Below are 14,339 nucleotides of genomic sequence, written 5' to 3'. Positions count from 1 at the left end.
TACAATCTAAATAAATACGCTATTCGCGTTTAATACTATAAATCTTTCCAAAATCACTTTTAGAACTTTCTTTCATCGAATTTATTTGAGCTTTGGTGAATTTTATCGTTTCGTCGGAATAGTCATTTTTATGTTTCTTCTGCAATTCGGAAAGTTTAATATATTTCTCCGCCATCATATTGTGCGGTTTGAAAATCAAGGTGTCACCTTTTACCTCCGAAATTTTGTAAAGTGTGTAAGAACCATTTTTCTCGATTTCATAAACATCATTCACCTTCGGCTCGGCTAAATATTTGGATTCATTGATAGAGTTGGTGGTAATGCCGTAGATGACGGTGCAGAAAATTAAGCCAATAATGAACAGTCCAAAATAGTGGGTAATCGGTCTTTTTGCGCTCGCAGATGCATTGGCGTAATCTTGCTTCATCCTTGGGCTCATTTCATTTTCGTACAGCACTTGTTTGCAGTGGCTACATTGGCTGATTCCTTTTTTCGAGATTGGAAAAATCGGAATCCAAAAAATATGAAAATAGCGCGCGATAAAAGCAAATGTGACACTGCCTTTCGTCTGACAGTAATCGCAGTCGTAGGATTTGTTTTCCTTTGGTACCAATGTTCTGGCTCTTGTTCCAAAAATAATCATAATGTGTGTTTTTTATTGTTGTTAATGATCTTGATAAATGAAATGTTTTAACGGTTTGTTGATAACCATTTTTGCACTACCGTTTTTATTTGTTCAATAATTTTAAAATTTCCAAATAATGGGGATTGTGCATAATTCCTAAGATGTTACCAAACGGGTCTATCACAGAGGCCGTAACAAATCCGTCTTCTCTTTCGGTGATTTTTTCGTATTCTTTCGCCTCCATTTTTATTAATTTTTTAAGAACCTGTCGAATATCGTCCACGTGCCAAAAGGCAACTGCGCCACCAATTTTGCCCGAAGCAAGTTTGGGTTGATATTTCTTGTCGATGATGCCCAATTCGTGCTCGAAATCTCCAATACGAAACTCAACATAAGCAGGATTTTCCTTGTCTGGAAAAGTGTAGTAAGGTTCGATGCCTAAAAGTTCGGTGTACCAGTTTGTTGCATCCTGCAAATTTTCAGCAAAGAAGCTGATGGTCGCTAAACCTCTTAGTATAGTATTAGTTTTTTCCATCTCGTTGTGTTTAAAATGTTTCAAATTTTTAATAATTAATGAAAGATTATTACGTCAATCGTCACTTTGAAAATTGCTGTCGGCGAAAATCGTCATCAATTATTATTAATAAAGTTAAGATAAAATTTTAATTGGATATTCAAAAATGCATTAATCATTAGCATTTGTAAAGAGATATATCAAAACCAAGCACTAAGTGACCACGCAAAACCTGTTAGCATCAGTTATTCTTTCGTTTCACATCTGTTTTCAATTACATTTAAAAGCCTGTCTTGAAAGTCTGTTAGAATTATGTCACCCCAAAATTTGCCGTAAAAGTTGATAGTTGAAGTCAGCTGATAACTTGAATAAAGTGCCAATTTTACGTGTCCATTTTTCAACACAGTCAGTTCGTAAGTTGCGTCAACAAATGTGAAATAGTTGCCGTTCAAAACGTGTTGGTCAAATACTTTTTGTCTAACGGTCGTTGGGTCAATTTTTATGTCAAATGAAACTTTCTTGTTTTCTTCATATTCGGTAATTGTTTCAATAAACTTTAAACCGCCTTCAAAGTTTCCTATTCTTTGTCCACCAAGTTCTTTTCTATCAACTGTCGCACTTATAGGTCTTGGAATTCCAATTGAATTGAAAAAACCGGAATTATATTCATCTTGGTGGATTGTTTCAACTTCAACAATGTTGTCCCATACTAATTGAGGCTTTGCATCGATAATAACTTCACTTTTCACATTAAAAGTGTCAGAAGGACTTTGTATATATTCTTCGATTGATGCGAATAGAAAAGGCAACAATACTAATGTCAGAAGTTTTCCTTTGCTCTTTTGTCTATTGATTTGCACAAATCTATAAATCAAAGCACCAACGGTTCCCAGAATAAAAAAAGGAGCTGCAAGAACTAATAAGCAAATAAAGTCTTCTATTCCAAATAAAAACATTGTAAAGAAAAAAGTCGCAACAGTCAGCCAAGGAATGAAAATTATATTACGATACGATTTTAGTTTGTCATTGTCAACAAACATTAAAGGAATAATTCCCAAAATTGTAGGAATGATAAATAAGTATGTCACGGAAGCCAGAGTTGCTTCTTGTCCGAATACCAACCTTGTCGCAAGTCCGTATGCGATACCAATTGCAATTCCGATTATTAAAAGTCCATAATTCTGTTTTAGTCTTGTCATTCTATAATTGGTGCTTACATTTTTGTGCTTGGCGATGGTGGGAAAACCGAAGCCCACACTTTCAACTAAAATACAAACTTTAACCGAGGCACAAAGCGTGAATTTAGACGTTCCGCCTTCTATTGCCAAGCCCTTGTTAGCAGAAGTATTTATTTGAGTTTTGTTTCAAATCCTTTTTTTAAGGCTTTTAATTCAGGTTCTGTTAGTTTTCTATTATTAATCTCTTCCCACAGAGCTTGAGTTTTCGCAAAATCTTTTATTCCAACTTGATTTACAGAAGCTCCCCACATTAAAATTGTAAAATCTTTCTTATTATACATAACTCCATCGAAACCAACCAAAGCTCCATCATATTTTTCGACTGCATTTTTGAAGTCAAGTTTTCCTCCTTCTTTCGATTCTGTTTTGATATATTCTTCTATATTATTCTTCTCTACGTTTTTTTCAGAAGTAATTTTTGCTAAAACAATATTTTTTAATTCTGCTATAATTTGGTCATATTTCAGTATTTCGAAATTCCTGTCATTATAATTCAAAACTGTCTTCTTAATTTTTGCTTCAGCATTTGTTATATCTAATATTTCTTTTGCTCGATGTTCGGTTATTTTTCCTTTCAGTTGAGATGAAACTTGAAAATTTGAATTTTCACTTGGAATTACTACGTTATAGAAAAATGAATCATCTTCAATTTTAGGAATCAGCATTGCCATTCCAAGAACATTTCCTTTGTCAACAATCATAAAAAAATAGGATGGTAGCTTGGTTGAGAAATTTATATAGTCTTCCGAAGTTGGTTTTTCACTAATGAAAACAGAAGAAGATTGATTGTCAATATTATTTTTTATTGTATAATAATTTGAAACTATTTCGATGTTTTCAAATTTAAATTTCTCAATATGTAAACTATTAAAAATTGGGTTTCCATTTTTGTCAATTTGTGAAAATACTTTAGGACTTGCTAAAAAAAGTACAATTGTAATTATTGATAAAATTCTCTTCATAGGGTATTTTTTTAATATTTCTGCTAACGAAAAAGTATAGGCGAAGTGCGGGCTAAATTGAACAACGAAGCTGATGTTTTGGAATTGAACTAAATTACTTAAAATCTGGAATTGAAAAGCAGCGGCGGATAAATATTATTAAAAGTTAAACTTCCCTAAACCCCGCATTTTGCCAATGTTGTGCGATGTTTTTTATTCTAAATATTTTTTTGAAATTCAAAGCACATTTTTCGATTTGTTATTCCGCTAAATTGCAGTAAATAAATTTTATTTCCAATGACTTTGACTTTGTATGTGTCAATAAATTTGCAGTGGTCTTGAGTGGCGCCAATTTTATCAATTAAGAGTTTTCCATTTTTTGTATAAATTATTGCTTGTTCATTTTTATTGTTTATTGGCATTCCAACTCCTTCAATAAAACCATTTTTATTAAATTTCATAGTTCTTTTCGATGATGAATCCCAAGATTCGCCTAATTTTTTAAAATTACTATCCGCTTCATAAATATTGGTACAGACATACTCAGAATTTGTGTCAATGTTTTCTAAAGATTTTGGTGTGAAATACTGAATGTTTTTAAATTCAAGATTTTTAGGAAGACAAACACCACAAGACAAAAATAAATTCAATGAACATAGAATTGTAAATAATTTAAATATTTTCATATATCAAATTTTAATAATTGACGGTAGTTTGGTTAAAATGTCGTACAATGGTTTACGGCTTGGCGATGTGGCGGAAATCGAAGCGCAAATGTTGAATTTTGCAAAAAAGTTCAATCGAAGAACTGGCGTTGAACTTTGCAGTTTCGCCCCAAATCGCAAAACCCTTGTTGTGCGATTGTGCTTATTTAGTTTGGTTAATTTGTTTTCCGACTATACTTTTCAAACTCTTCTTTAGTAATGATTTCTCCATTTCTATAAAAATTGTCTTTGTCTCTTGCAAGTTGATAAGTTACAGATTTTGCATTTTTCTGAATTTCGAGTTGAAAAGTTTCATAGTCTGCCTTTATTTCCCAAAAACCATAAAATATTCTTTTACAGTCTTTAGAGTAATAAGAGTTTGAGATTTTAGATATACTATCCCAACTTTTTACATCAGCATTTTTTATTATTTTGCCGTTTCCGTATATGTGATTTTTGTCTTTTGCAAAATATCCATCGTATAGAGAAATAAAAGTATTTACATCAGCATTCTTTATAATTTTTGGTTTTCCGTCATAATTGTGATAATAAACATTGTTTTTATCCTTTGCATAACTATTAAATGTATATTCTGGAATTCCAATCTTATTATATCCCAGTAAACCGTTACCATCATCTAAAACTTTAAATGTTTCAATGTCGGCATTATTCACTTTGCCTGTAATAGTGTAAACATTGTTTTTATCAATGGCGTAAGTGAAGTTTAATGTTTTGAATGTTTCAACCTCTGCATCTTTTAACCAACTTTCCCCACAAAAACATTTACTGTCGTCTTTTGCAAAAATTCCATCGAATAAAAAGGTCTCAGGATTTGCTCCTCTTAGCAAACTTTTTTGATGAAACACTTTTTTTCCATCAGTCCAAAAATATGTTTCAGGGTCATCTTCGTTAAAATCGTTTAATGGTCTGTCTGATAATTTTTTCATTTATGCATAATGTTGGTTTGGCATATCGCACAACTCTCAAATATGCGCCATTTATTTCAATGATTCAAATCTAAAAATTTTGATATTGAAAATCAAAACCATTTACAATTCGTAGCGTTTCATTTACGATTCGTTGTTTTTTTTGGTTTGCAGTTTCGCCCCACTATAGCAAAACCCTTGTTAGAAGCAGTAGTTTTTTACAGAAAATATCCGCCAACTAATTTTACAAAGACTTCTCTATCTCCAATCTTATAAATTGTTAATACACTTCCATCTGAAAGTTGCTTCATTTTTTGGTCAAATTGTGCTCTTGGTCCTGATTGTATTAATTTTTCAAGTTGTTGTAAAACTTCTCCTGCCGTTAAAACACAGATTGCCGTTTCCTCGCTTTTTCCGTCTCCACTCTTTTTTACAGTTTGTATTAGTAAATCTTTCTGTTTGTAACATAGATCTACTTTTTGATTTTCATCTAATGCGCTGTAAATATTAATCATATCATCTAACAGACTTTTATTAAGTGGATTTTTCAAATATTTTAATTCTGCTTCTTTCACGATTTTTTCTGCCTTACTTTTAGATAATTTTCGGTGCGCAGGTTTCCAAAATGTTCCTGATTCACTATTGTAATTTCCAATAGTGTAATCAATTTTCAAAAATTTACTTCCGTAATAAAGTTGATTTAGCTGCTCCTGTGTTAATTCAGAAGGATTTGATTTGAAAATTTCTAAAAGTTTGTAAAAATTTTCATTAGGATTTTCAGTTACATTTTTCTTAATCAAATCGGTGTTTATTTGTCCATATGAAAATGTAAATAGAAAATTTAAAAACCCGATAAATATTATTTTTTTCATTTTATAACGTATTTTTTTACTATTTCTGCTAACGTTTCGGGGCTTGGCGATGGTGGGGCAAAAGAAGCACAAAACTTCAATTTTGCACAAAAGTTCAATCTAAGAAATACTTTTGAACTTTGCAGTTTCGCCCCACTATTGCAAAACCCTTGTTATCTGCAGGCATTTTCAAGTAAATGTTTCCTTTAGTTCATCTAAAAAAGAGAAATTTTCGTAACCCAAATATTTTAATTTTCCTTGGATTTCGTTTTTTAATTTAAAATAATTTTTGTGATAAAACTGAGATATTTTTACTGTTTTTTTTTCATCTTTTATTAAATATAAATATTCATAAGTTCCACCACGGGAACTCAAATGTGAATATTTCCAACCATCTATTTCTGATAGTCTATAATTTTCAGTTATAAGTCCAAAAAACCTCTTAACGATTATTTCATTTTTATTTAAGTTTATATTTATTCTTTTAGTTCTTAATTCACCAAAAAATAACATTATAAAACTAAAAATGGTTATTGAGGGAACGAAAATTTTTGGAAATAAATTTTCATCATAATATGGATTGTTAAAAAAAGCTGGGACAACATACCAAATGAGAAATCCAAATGCAACAATTAAAACTAGTAAAAAATAGGATTTGAATGTAAATTTCGATTTCATTTTAAAAGTATTTTGGTGCGCTTGCAGATAACGTTTCGGGGCTTTGCGATGGTGGGGCAAAAGAAGCACAAAACTTCAATTTTGCACAAAAGTTGAACCGCGGAACAACTGTTGAACTTTGTAGTTTCGCCCCACTATTGCAAAACCTTGTTGGTGGCAGTATTTTTATTCATTTAGTCACAGTCAACGTGAAGTCGGTGTTGGTAACAGTTTACACATTGAAACAAATAGCCAACTAAACTTCCGTCTTTTGTTAAACTACTTTTTATAAAATCAGGGTCATAGCCATTATTTTCAATATCGTCATTTAATTCTTCCATTAGAGGCTCTATCGTCTTTGTGTCAGCATACCCAACAAAAGCACAAGGTTCGTTACAATGTGTTAGCCAAACTTGTTGCTGCCAACTTGTATAACTTGGCGTTCTTTCACTTGCTTGTAATAAAAGTTCTTTTTCAATATTCTCTGAATTTTCAATTCCCTCATAATCATTGAACTCTCCCTCGTATTTTTCAGATGCTTTTCCGTCTGCGATGCACCAAGGACAAATATATTCGGGTTCGTCAACGCTATAAAATGAACTTGTATATTTGATTTGTCTTTTTTCATTGCAGACAGAACAGGTTCCTTCTACATTTTCGAAAATGTCAAGTTCGAATGCGTTAGGACTGTATTTAAATTTCGGTAATTCCATTTTTTCTGTTTTTAAGGTCTGTTCGGTTAATATTGCCACCAACGGTTTGGGGCTTGGCGATGGTGGGGCAATCGAAGCGCAAATCTTCAATTTTCCACAAAAGTTGAATCGAAGAACTACCGTTGAACTTTGTAGTTTCGCCCCACTATTGCAAAACCCTTGTTAGCGGTTCGTTGTTTGTTATTCAATTTGTTTTAATATTTTTTCAGCAATCTGTTCGCAATGAATTTTATTACAATTCATTCCCATATTTACTGTTTCAATTTCATAAAGATGTTTTGCAATTTTTATTTTGTCCGCACCTTGAATTGTCAAACTAAAAATGTGAGGTGTGTAACTTTGATATTCGTCTCGAACTTCTTCTATGTCATTTAGTCCAATTGGATCCCAATCTTTCCATAGAATTTCATCAATTGCTTTGTACAATATTTTTTCCTTGTCTGTCATTTTTTGTCTACCCATAATTTTCGCATTAGAGTTGTAATTTTCCAACAATCGTCAAGATTTTCATTGCCAAAGCACGCCCAATAATATATTGTATATTCGTGTATTGCAAAGTCTTTATCTAAAATTTCTTTAACCCTATTCCAATATTTTAAAAAGAGTTCTTCCGTTGGTTGATATTCTATTGCATCCAATATTCCTTCCATTAGTACAAACTTTTTGTCATCGTCAGTAAGCTTTTCGTAATGGTTAAGATAAATTTTGATGTCAGTAGGAACTATGACTTCAATTGGCCAATCTTGCATCCAACTCTCGTTAGGTAGATTTAGTTCTACAGCTAACTCGTCAATTGCTTTCCTCGTTCCACATCTAAAAGTTGGTTCCATTTCAGTTCTGTTTGTCTTTACGTCTTGTCTTTACAATGACCGCTAACGTTTCGGGGCTTTGCGATGGTGGGGCAATCGAAGCACAAAACCTCAATTTTGTACAAAAGTTGAACCGAAGAACAACTGTTGAATTTTGCAGTTTCGCCCCACTATTGCAAAGCCCTTGTTAGCCGAAGTATTAAAATTTCACCGCATTTTTACTATTTTTTATGAACAATATATTCATAGACTTACGAGGGAAAATAATCATTATTATAGCCAAAAATAGAAAAGCTCTCAATAAATAAGTATTGATTAATTCTAATGGTATTTTATGTAGGATCGAAAAGTCGTAATAGAATTAATTAAATATTATTCCAATCAGTGAAACTAAAATAAAAATTGGAGAGATAATAATAAATATAGTTCTAGTTCGATATAATATTGCGAACTCTGTATTCATATTTATCATATATTTAATGAACTCTCTATCTTTTTTTGTATATTGTTTATATATATCTAGAAGATTTTTAACCTTAAAATCAATTAAATATTTTTCAGGAAGTTTAAATCTAACTTTATAATCTTTGTACAGTTGCCTGTATTTTTCCATAAAATCATACTTATTACTTTCATTTAAAGGATAATCTCTAACCAAATATTTCATTTCAGTTAGTTTTGCATCCTTTAGTATTAAAATTAAAGCATCAAAAAATAATATTATTGATAAACCAAAAACTATCAACCAAAAAGTGGTCAACCTTTGTAATGGTTTTGGTTTTTTCAAGTAGTGATAAAATTCAATATTATCAACGTCTTTTATTCGAAAATTAATTGATTTAATTTCTATTATATCAGCGCTTATAGTCTTAAAGATTATTTTTTCATTTTTATTTAACAAATCAAACTGAAAAAGGAGTTTGTTGCCGTCAATTTTAAATGTTGGCACTGCTTTTTGATTTTTATCAAATATGATTTTTTGTATTTTATTAGATAATGCAATCTCAATAGGTTTTGTGAAGTCACTTTCTTCTATAGCAGAATTACTATTATTAAATATAAATTCAGTTTCAATAAATGATTTTTTATTTATTGAATTAGTTATCTCAATATTAACTGGGATTTTTTCTATTAGATACTCATAAAATTGATAATATGTAATTATTGCGATGAGAGCAAGAAATATTTTTTTGACAAGTTTTATTGTTAATTCGGATAACCTTTTTTCTGGAATAAATTCTTTTTCTGACATATTGTAGGGTAATATTTCGGCTAACGTTTCGGGGCTTTGCGATGGTGGGGCAATCGAAGCACAAAACTTCAATTTTGCACAGAAGTTGAACCGAAGAACAACCGTTGAACTTTGCAGTTTCGCCCCACTATTGCAAAACCCTTGTTAGTGGCAGTTTTTTTTCACTCAGTTTGTTCAAAATAATTTGCTTGGTTTATTTCTTAAATAAGTTTCAAAGTTTTAGTCCTTATTTCTTTTCAAAACACTATCTCTATATTTTTGAAACTCAGTCCAACTTTCAAGATTGTCTTCGTCAATTTCTATAAATTCAGTTGTAGAACAGTCCAAAGCTTCCCAATTCATTTCTTTTATAATTAGTTTTATTACATTCAATGGATTTCCACCGCCTCTTATATGAAGCATTATTGAATCCACAATTTCTTCATTACCCGTATTAAATTCTATTGAAAAATCTGCCTCATTCAAAATACCCCAACTTTCATCAGTGTAGTCCAAATTCGGGAAAATTTTCAATAGTGCGTCAATTATTTCATCTCTTTTACCAAGATAAGGTGGTGAATAGTCATTATTGTTTTCTAATTCAAATCTTTCTTTTACTAAAACAACATCCCAACTCATATTTGTCGTTTATTTTATTATAATCTAATAGTTTAATTTTATTGTATTTTTTAGTTTAGCGTTGCTTTGTTTAAAATTGCCACTAACGTTTTGGGGCTTTGCGATGGTGGGGCAATCGAAGCACAAATCTTCAATTTTGCACAAAAGTTGAACCGAAGAACTGTCGTTGAACCTTACAGTTTCGCCCCACTATTGCAAAACCCTTGTTATCTGCAGTTTTTCTATTTAATAAATGGAAATTTTTGAAGATTTTTTATTTCCAGATATTTATTTTCAATTATTTTCATATCCTTTGTAAATAATAAATATGTCACACCTTTTCCAGTAATCATATTTTTATTTGTTATTTGATAAATATATTCAACTTCATACATACTTAAATTTAAACTATCTTTTTTGACTAATATTTGTTCATAATGTTTTATTTGTTTTTTAATAATGTCAATAGAATCACTCAGAACATTAAATTTTGCTTCTTTTTCTTTTACAGACTTATATTCTAACTTATTTAAGTAGTCTTCATACATTTGCGAATCAAAATCATCAGTTCCATATTTTAATTCGTACAAATCTTTCGGCGATTTTGATTGTGATAATAAATGATTTTTATATCTATATAATTGACATATATATAGATATAATTCGTCTTTATCAGACAATGTGTCAATTTTTAATATTCTCAAAGAGTCTAAGGATTTATAGTCTGCATTATTTTTTAACTCTTCGCTAAAATAAATTTTTGCAGTTTTTAGAAATTTTTTTCTCTGTAATTTTTGTTCGTCTTTACATCCAAACAAAATAGGTAAAATAAACACTAAAATTAGCTTGCAAATATTTTTCATGGATGCAGTCTTTAGAAAATTGCAGGTAACACTCAAATATACGAAAGTCTAACAATTCCACAAATTATTTTGATATTATCAACAAATAGGTGAAATCATTAGTTTTTTTTATTATTTTTATACTTCGCATTATGAATAGATTTTTTCTCCTCGTCGCTTTAGGTCTGTTTATTTCTATTGAAAATGCGAATAACAATATTTTTAATGATGAATTTAGATTTATACAATTTCAGCTTCGGAAATCATAGAGACAAAAACGTCATTTGAATCCGTTGGAAAAAGATAATGCATTGATACAGGAACTTCACAAAGCATCCCATCTTCTAAGTAAAGCAATACCAACAAAGCCTGGTACTTGCCAGATCTCCCGACCTTTAGGGATGCCCTGACGCTGGATTGTGAAAAATGGGGGCAGTCAAATAAGGTCTCAGATTTTTATAAGCTGAGAAGAAAACGAATCCCAAAAATTCATTTACTTTATCTACCGTGACAATCAATCTCACAATTCCGAATTTCCTACGAAGCTTCTCCAATACAGATCCATCACAACTCCAATACAAGTCCAATAAAATATTACATCTGTATCGGATTATTGTTACTTTTACATTGCTCTAAAATCGAACGGTGGGTTAACAGTACCACCATAAACCATAACCTAAAAACACAAAAAAATGGCAAGATTGAAAAAGAATGGCAACTTGAGCGGTGCCGTAGGCAATCTGGTTTTCGTCAATGATGGCGATAGAGTTTACGTCCGCGAAAAAGGAAACAAACCAAAACAGACCAAAAATACTAAAGCAGAGGCCGAAAAGTTTGCTTTGGCTGGAGTGAAGGAAAAACTGTATAGAAATCTTTTGAAAGATAAAATAGGTCTGGTTTCCCATCAATATCAAGCAGTAAAGCACAAGACAAGATTGCTCAAAACGATTTCAAGTAAAGTCACCGAAAGCGGAACGACGCTCCTTAGTTTCCAAGATCCCGAAGCGATGATTGGCTTCAACTTCAACCCGAAAGTAGAGTGGCAGCGTTACACCAACTTCTATCCAAAATATAATGAAATTGTAGATCAAACAATGAGCATTGGCCTTCCTGCTTTAGCTTGGGGAGATCAGATAAGAGCACCAAAAAATGCCACCACCGCAAAACTTAATTTTTACGCCGTGTCAACCAATCTGAATTTTAAAGTGGTGGATGTCGAAGTGCTTTCGTCCTTATCGCTATTGCTGAGAGAAAAAGAAAATGTACCAGCACAAGATTGGTCTTTTAGCATCCCACAAAATACAAAATGGCTTTTCATCATCGCAACATTGGATTTTGAGTCCACCAAAACACAACTCGAAAAGACGGGAAAAAATGTCGGAACCTATCTGTGGGCACAAACGGTCAATCCCTGATATTTAAAAAAATCCTTCTTTTTAAGTTTGAAAAAAGCAATATTATCATCGCAAAAACCTTCCACTTCAAAATTCTTCTTACCAATGGAACGATATCTGCTTGAGGATGGACTGGTTTATCATCAAAATGATTTTGGTCATAATGAAGAATTTAACTTCAAAGTAACTAAGACCACCTCCGATCTATCACGTAATATCAAATTAACAAAAAAAATTACTATGTATCGATTAATTTCTTTATCTTGGTAAGGTTGTAATATTTGATCAAAAATCATTTATTAATTATCAATCATCACCAATATTCTATGACCGTTCAGCCTTATTCTCTATTTTCCGATTTTGATATTTATCTTTTCCGCTCGGGAAAACACACCAGACTCTACGAGAAGTTTGGCTCTCACAAAGTTGAAGTGGACGGCGTTTCAGGCGTTTATTTTTCAGTTTGGGCACCTACGGCAACAGAGGTTTCCGTGATCGGGAATTTCAACCAATGGAATTCATTTTCACATCAATTGGCAGGACGCTGGGACCAATCTGGGATTTGGGAAGGTTTTATTCCAGGTCTCGATTTTGGTGAAGTTTATAAATATGGCATCCGAACCAATACTGGAATTTTGCTAGAAAAAGCAGATCCGTATGCACTATGTTTTGAGAAAGCGCTACAAGCCAGCTCTGTCGTTTGCACCACTTGGTATGAATGGCAGGATGAAGATTGGATGAAAAATCGCGCAAAGCATAACAGTTTGGAATCGCCAATGTCTGTGTACGAAGTCCATCTTGGCTCGTGGATGCGTGATCCTGGAAATCCAGAACGCTATCTTAGCTATGGTGAAATCGCAGACAAATTAGTTCCATATCTCAAGGCGATGAATTTCACCCACGTAGAATTGATGCCCGTGATGGAATATCCTTATGACCCAAGTTGGGGCTATCAGATCACTGGATTTTACGCCGCTACAAACAGATTTGGTTCACCACAGGAATTGATGTATCTCATTTCCGAACTTCATAAAAATAATATCGGCGTTTTCCTGGATTGGGTACCATCCCATTTTCCGGGTGATGCCAATGGCTTGCACTTTTTCGATGGTTCATTTCTCTACGAGCACGAAGATCCAAGAAAAGGTTTTCACCCAGATTGGAAGTCTTACATTTTCAATTACGGAAGACCAGAGGTCAAATCATTTTTAATTTCAAATGCAATCTTTTGGCTTGATAGATATCACGCCGATGGACTTCGGGTCGATGCGGTGACATCGATGCTTCATCTGGATTACTCCAGAAACGAAGGCGAATGGGAACCGAATATCTACGGAACAAATGTGAATCTGGAAGCGAAACAATTCCTTCAGGATTTTAATGTCGCTGTGTATGGAGAATTTCCCGATGTACAGACAATCGCCGAGGAAAGTTCAGATTTTCCAAGGCTGACGAAACCTGTCCACGAAGATGGTATTGGTTTCGGAATGAAGTGGATGATGGGCTGGATGCACGATACGCTGGATTATTTCAAGGAAGATCCAATCGCAAGAAAATATCATCACAACAAGATCACTTTCACAAGTGTTTATATGTATAATGAAAATTATATGATGCCACTTTCTCACGATGAAGTAGTTCACGGTAAAAGTAGTTTGATCTATAAAATGCCTGGAGACGAGTGGCAAAAGTTTGCTAACCTGCGTGCGATGTATGTTTATATGTTCACAAATCCAGGCGCAAAATTATTGTTTATGGGTGATGAGATTGCACAAACCAACGAATGGAATTTCACAACGTCGCTGGATTGGCATTTGCTGGAATATCCGGTTCACAAAGACCTTCAGAATTTTGTAAAAGACCTCAATTTGCTTTACAGATCAAATCCTGCATTGTACGAGCAGCAATTCTCACCAAATGGATACGAATGGATCAATGCTGATGACAGAGATAACTCGATTTTTATTTTCCTTAGAAAAAGTAAAGAAAATAAAGAAGTTCTAATGACAGTTCTCAATCTTACACCCAATAGTTTTGACTACAGAATTGGCGTAGAAAGAGACACAAAATGGGAAGTGATTCTCAATTCTGATGATACGCAATATAGCGGAAGCGGAGTAGAAGCAGTCATTTCTCAAGAACTGGATGAAGGCTGGGACAATCGGGAAAATTCAATCATTTTGAGATTGCCGCCATTGTCTGGTGTGGTTTTGAAACAGAACAAGGTCATCAAACAAAAATCAAAAAACAAAGTTCTTATTAAAAAGAAAAAATAA

At 32.6% G+C, this 14,339-nt stretch carries 16 protein-coding genes; 2 read left to right on the top strand and 14 right to left on the bottom strand.

Translation table 11 applies throughout. The features are described from left to right. Positions 1 to 19: 19 nt before the first annotated feature. The 14 genes from PQ459_14585 to PQ459_14520 form a co-directional block, all read right to left on the bottom strand. Entirely contained in the window at positions 20 to 643 is a 624-nt protein-coding gene (locus tag PQ459_14585) for a zinc-ribbon domain-containing protein (protein ID WDF46122.1), read from the bottom strand. Positions 644 to 728: 85 nt separating this feature from the next. Then, positions 729 to 1,160, bottom strand: coding sequence for a VOC family protein (locus PQ459_14580; protein WDF46121.1), 432 nt, complete (start codon positions 1,158 to 1,160; stop codon positions 729 to 731). A gap of 224 nt (positions 1,161 to 1,384) precedes the next feature. Further along, positions 1,385 to 2,467, bottom strand: a complete 1,083-nt coding sequence (locus tag PQ459_14575) for a hypothetical protein (protein WDF46120.1) — start codon at positions 2,465 to 2,467, stop codon at positions 1,385 to 1,387. 20 nt (positions 2,468 to 2,487) lie between these two features. Then, the gene (locus PQ459_14570; GenBank protein ID WDF46119.1) at positions 2,488 to 3,339 is read right to left on the bottom strand and encodes a hypothetical protein; all 852 of its coding nucleotides are present in this window, start codon (positions 3,337 to 3,339) and stop codon (positions 2,488 to 2,490) included. Positions 3,340 to 3,536: 197 nt separating this feature from the next. Continuing rightward, a complete protein-coding gene (locus PQ459_14565; GenBank protein WDF46118.1) occupies positions 3,537 to 4,004 on the bottom strand; it encodes a hypothetical protein in 468 nt (155 codons plus the stop codon). A 194-nt stretch (positions 4,005 to 4,198) separates the two neighbouring features. Continuing rightward, a complete protein-coding gene (locus PQ459_14560) occupies positions 4,199 to 4,969 on the bottom strand; it encodes a DKNYY domain-containing protein (protein ID WDF46117.1) in 771 nt (256 codons plus the stop codon). A 197-nt stretch (positions 4,970 to 5,166) separates the two neighbouring features. After that, positions 5,167 to 5,820 (bottom strand): DUF4919 domain-containing protein, encoded by a 654-nt coding sequence (locus PQ459_14555; GenBank protein WDF46116.1) that lies wholly within the window; start codon positions 5,818 to 5,820, stop codon positions 5,167 to 5,169. Positions 5,821 to 5,988: 168 nt separating this feature from the next. Next, positions 5,989 to 6,477: a hypothetical protein gene (locus tag PQ459_14550; GenBank protein WDF46115.1), complete on the bottom strand. Its 489-nt coding sequence runs from the start codon at positions 6,475 to 6,477 to the stop codon at positions 5,989 to 5,991. A gap of 173 nt (positions 6,478 to 6,650) precedes the next feature. Continuing rightward, on the bottom strand, positions 6,651 to 7,169 hold the full coding sequence (locus PQ459_14545; protein WDF46114.1) for a CbrC family protein: 519 nt from the start codon (positions 7,167 to 7,169) through the stop codon (positions 6,651 to 6,653). A 180-nt stretch (positions 7,170 to 7,349) separates the two neighbouring features. Beyond that, positions 7,350 to 7,616 (bottom strand): hypothetical protein, encoded by a 267-nt coding sequence (locus tag PQ459_14540; protein ID WDF46113.1) that lies wholly within the window; start codon positions 7,614 to 7,616, stop codon positions 7,350 to 7,352. Further along, positions 7,613 to 7,999: a hypothetical protein gene (locus PQ459_14535; GenBank protein ID WDF46112.1), complete on the bottom strand. Its 387-nt coding sequence runs from the start codon at positions 7,997 to 7,999 to the stop codon at positions 7,613 to 7,615. Before PQ459_14535 ends, PQ459_14540 begins: the two co-directional genes overlap by 4 nt. 340 nt (positions 8,000 to 8,339) lie before the next feature. Next, a complete protein-coding gene (locus PQ459_14530) occupies positions 8,340 to 9,230 on the bottom strand; it encodes a hypothetical protein (GenBank protein WDF46111.1) in 891 nt (296 codons plus the stop codon). A 219-nt stretch (positions 9,231 to 9,449) separates the two neighbouring features. Next, positions 9,450 to 9,848, bottom strand: a complete 399-nt coding sequence (locus PQ459_14525) for a hypothetical protein (GenBank protein WDF46110.1) — start codon at positions 9,846 to 9,848, stop codon at positions 9,450 to 9,452. A gap of 221 nt (positions 9,849 to 10,069) precedes the next feature. Then, complete coding sequence (locus PQ459_14520) at positions 10,070 to 10,690, bottom strand: hypothetical protein (protein ID WDF46109.1); 621 nt, start codon at positions 10,688 to 10,690, stop codon at positions 10,070 to 10,072. Positions 10,691 to 11,361: 671 nt separating this feature from the next. Between PQ459_14520 and PQ459_14515 the strand changes: the two genes are divergently transcribed. Then, positions 11,362 to 12,084 carry a hypothetical protein gene (locus PQ459_14515; GenBank protein WDF46108.1) on the top strand — a complete coding sequence of 241 codons (723 nt, stop codon included), beginning with the start codon at positions 11,362 to 11,364 and terminating at the stop codon, positions 12,082 to 12,084. Between the two features lie 305 nt (positions 12,085 to 12,389). After that, positions 12,390 to 14,339, top strand: a complete 1,950-nt coding sequence (glgB, locus tag PQ459_14510; protein ID WDF48732.1) for a 1,4-alpha-glucan branching protein GlgB — start codon at positions 12,390 to 12,392, stop codon at positions 14,337 to 14,339.

The sequence above is a fragment of the Chryseobacterium sp. KACC 21268 genome (assembly GCA_028736075.1).
Taxonomy (GTDB): Bacteria; Bacteroidota; Bacteroidia; order Flavobacteriales; family Weeksellaceae; genus Epilithonimonas.
Note: the sequence above shows the minus strand (reverse complement) of the source record. Positions and strands in the feature narration are given on the sequence as shown.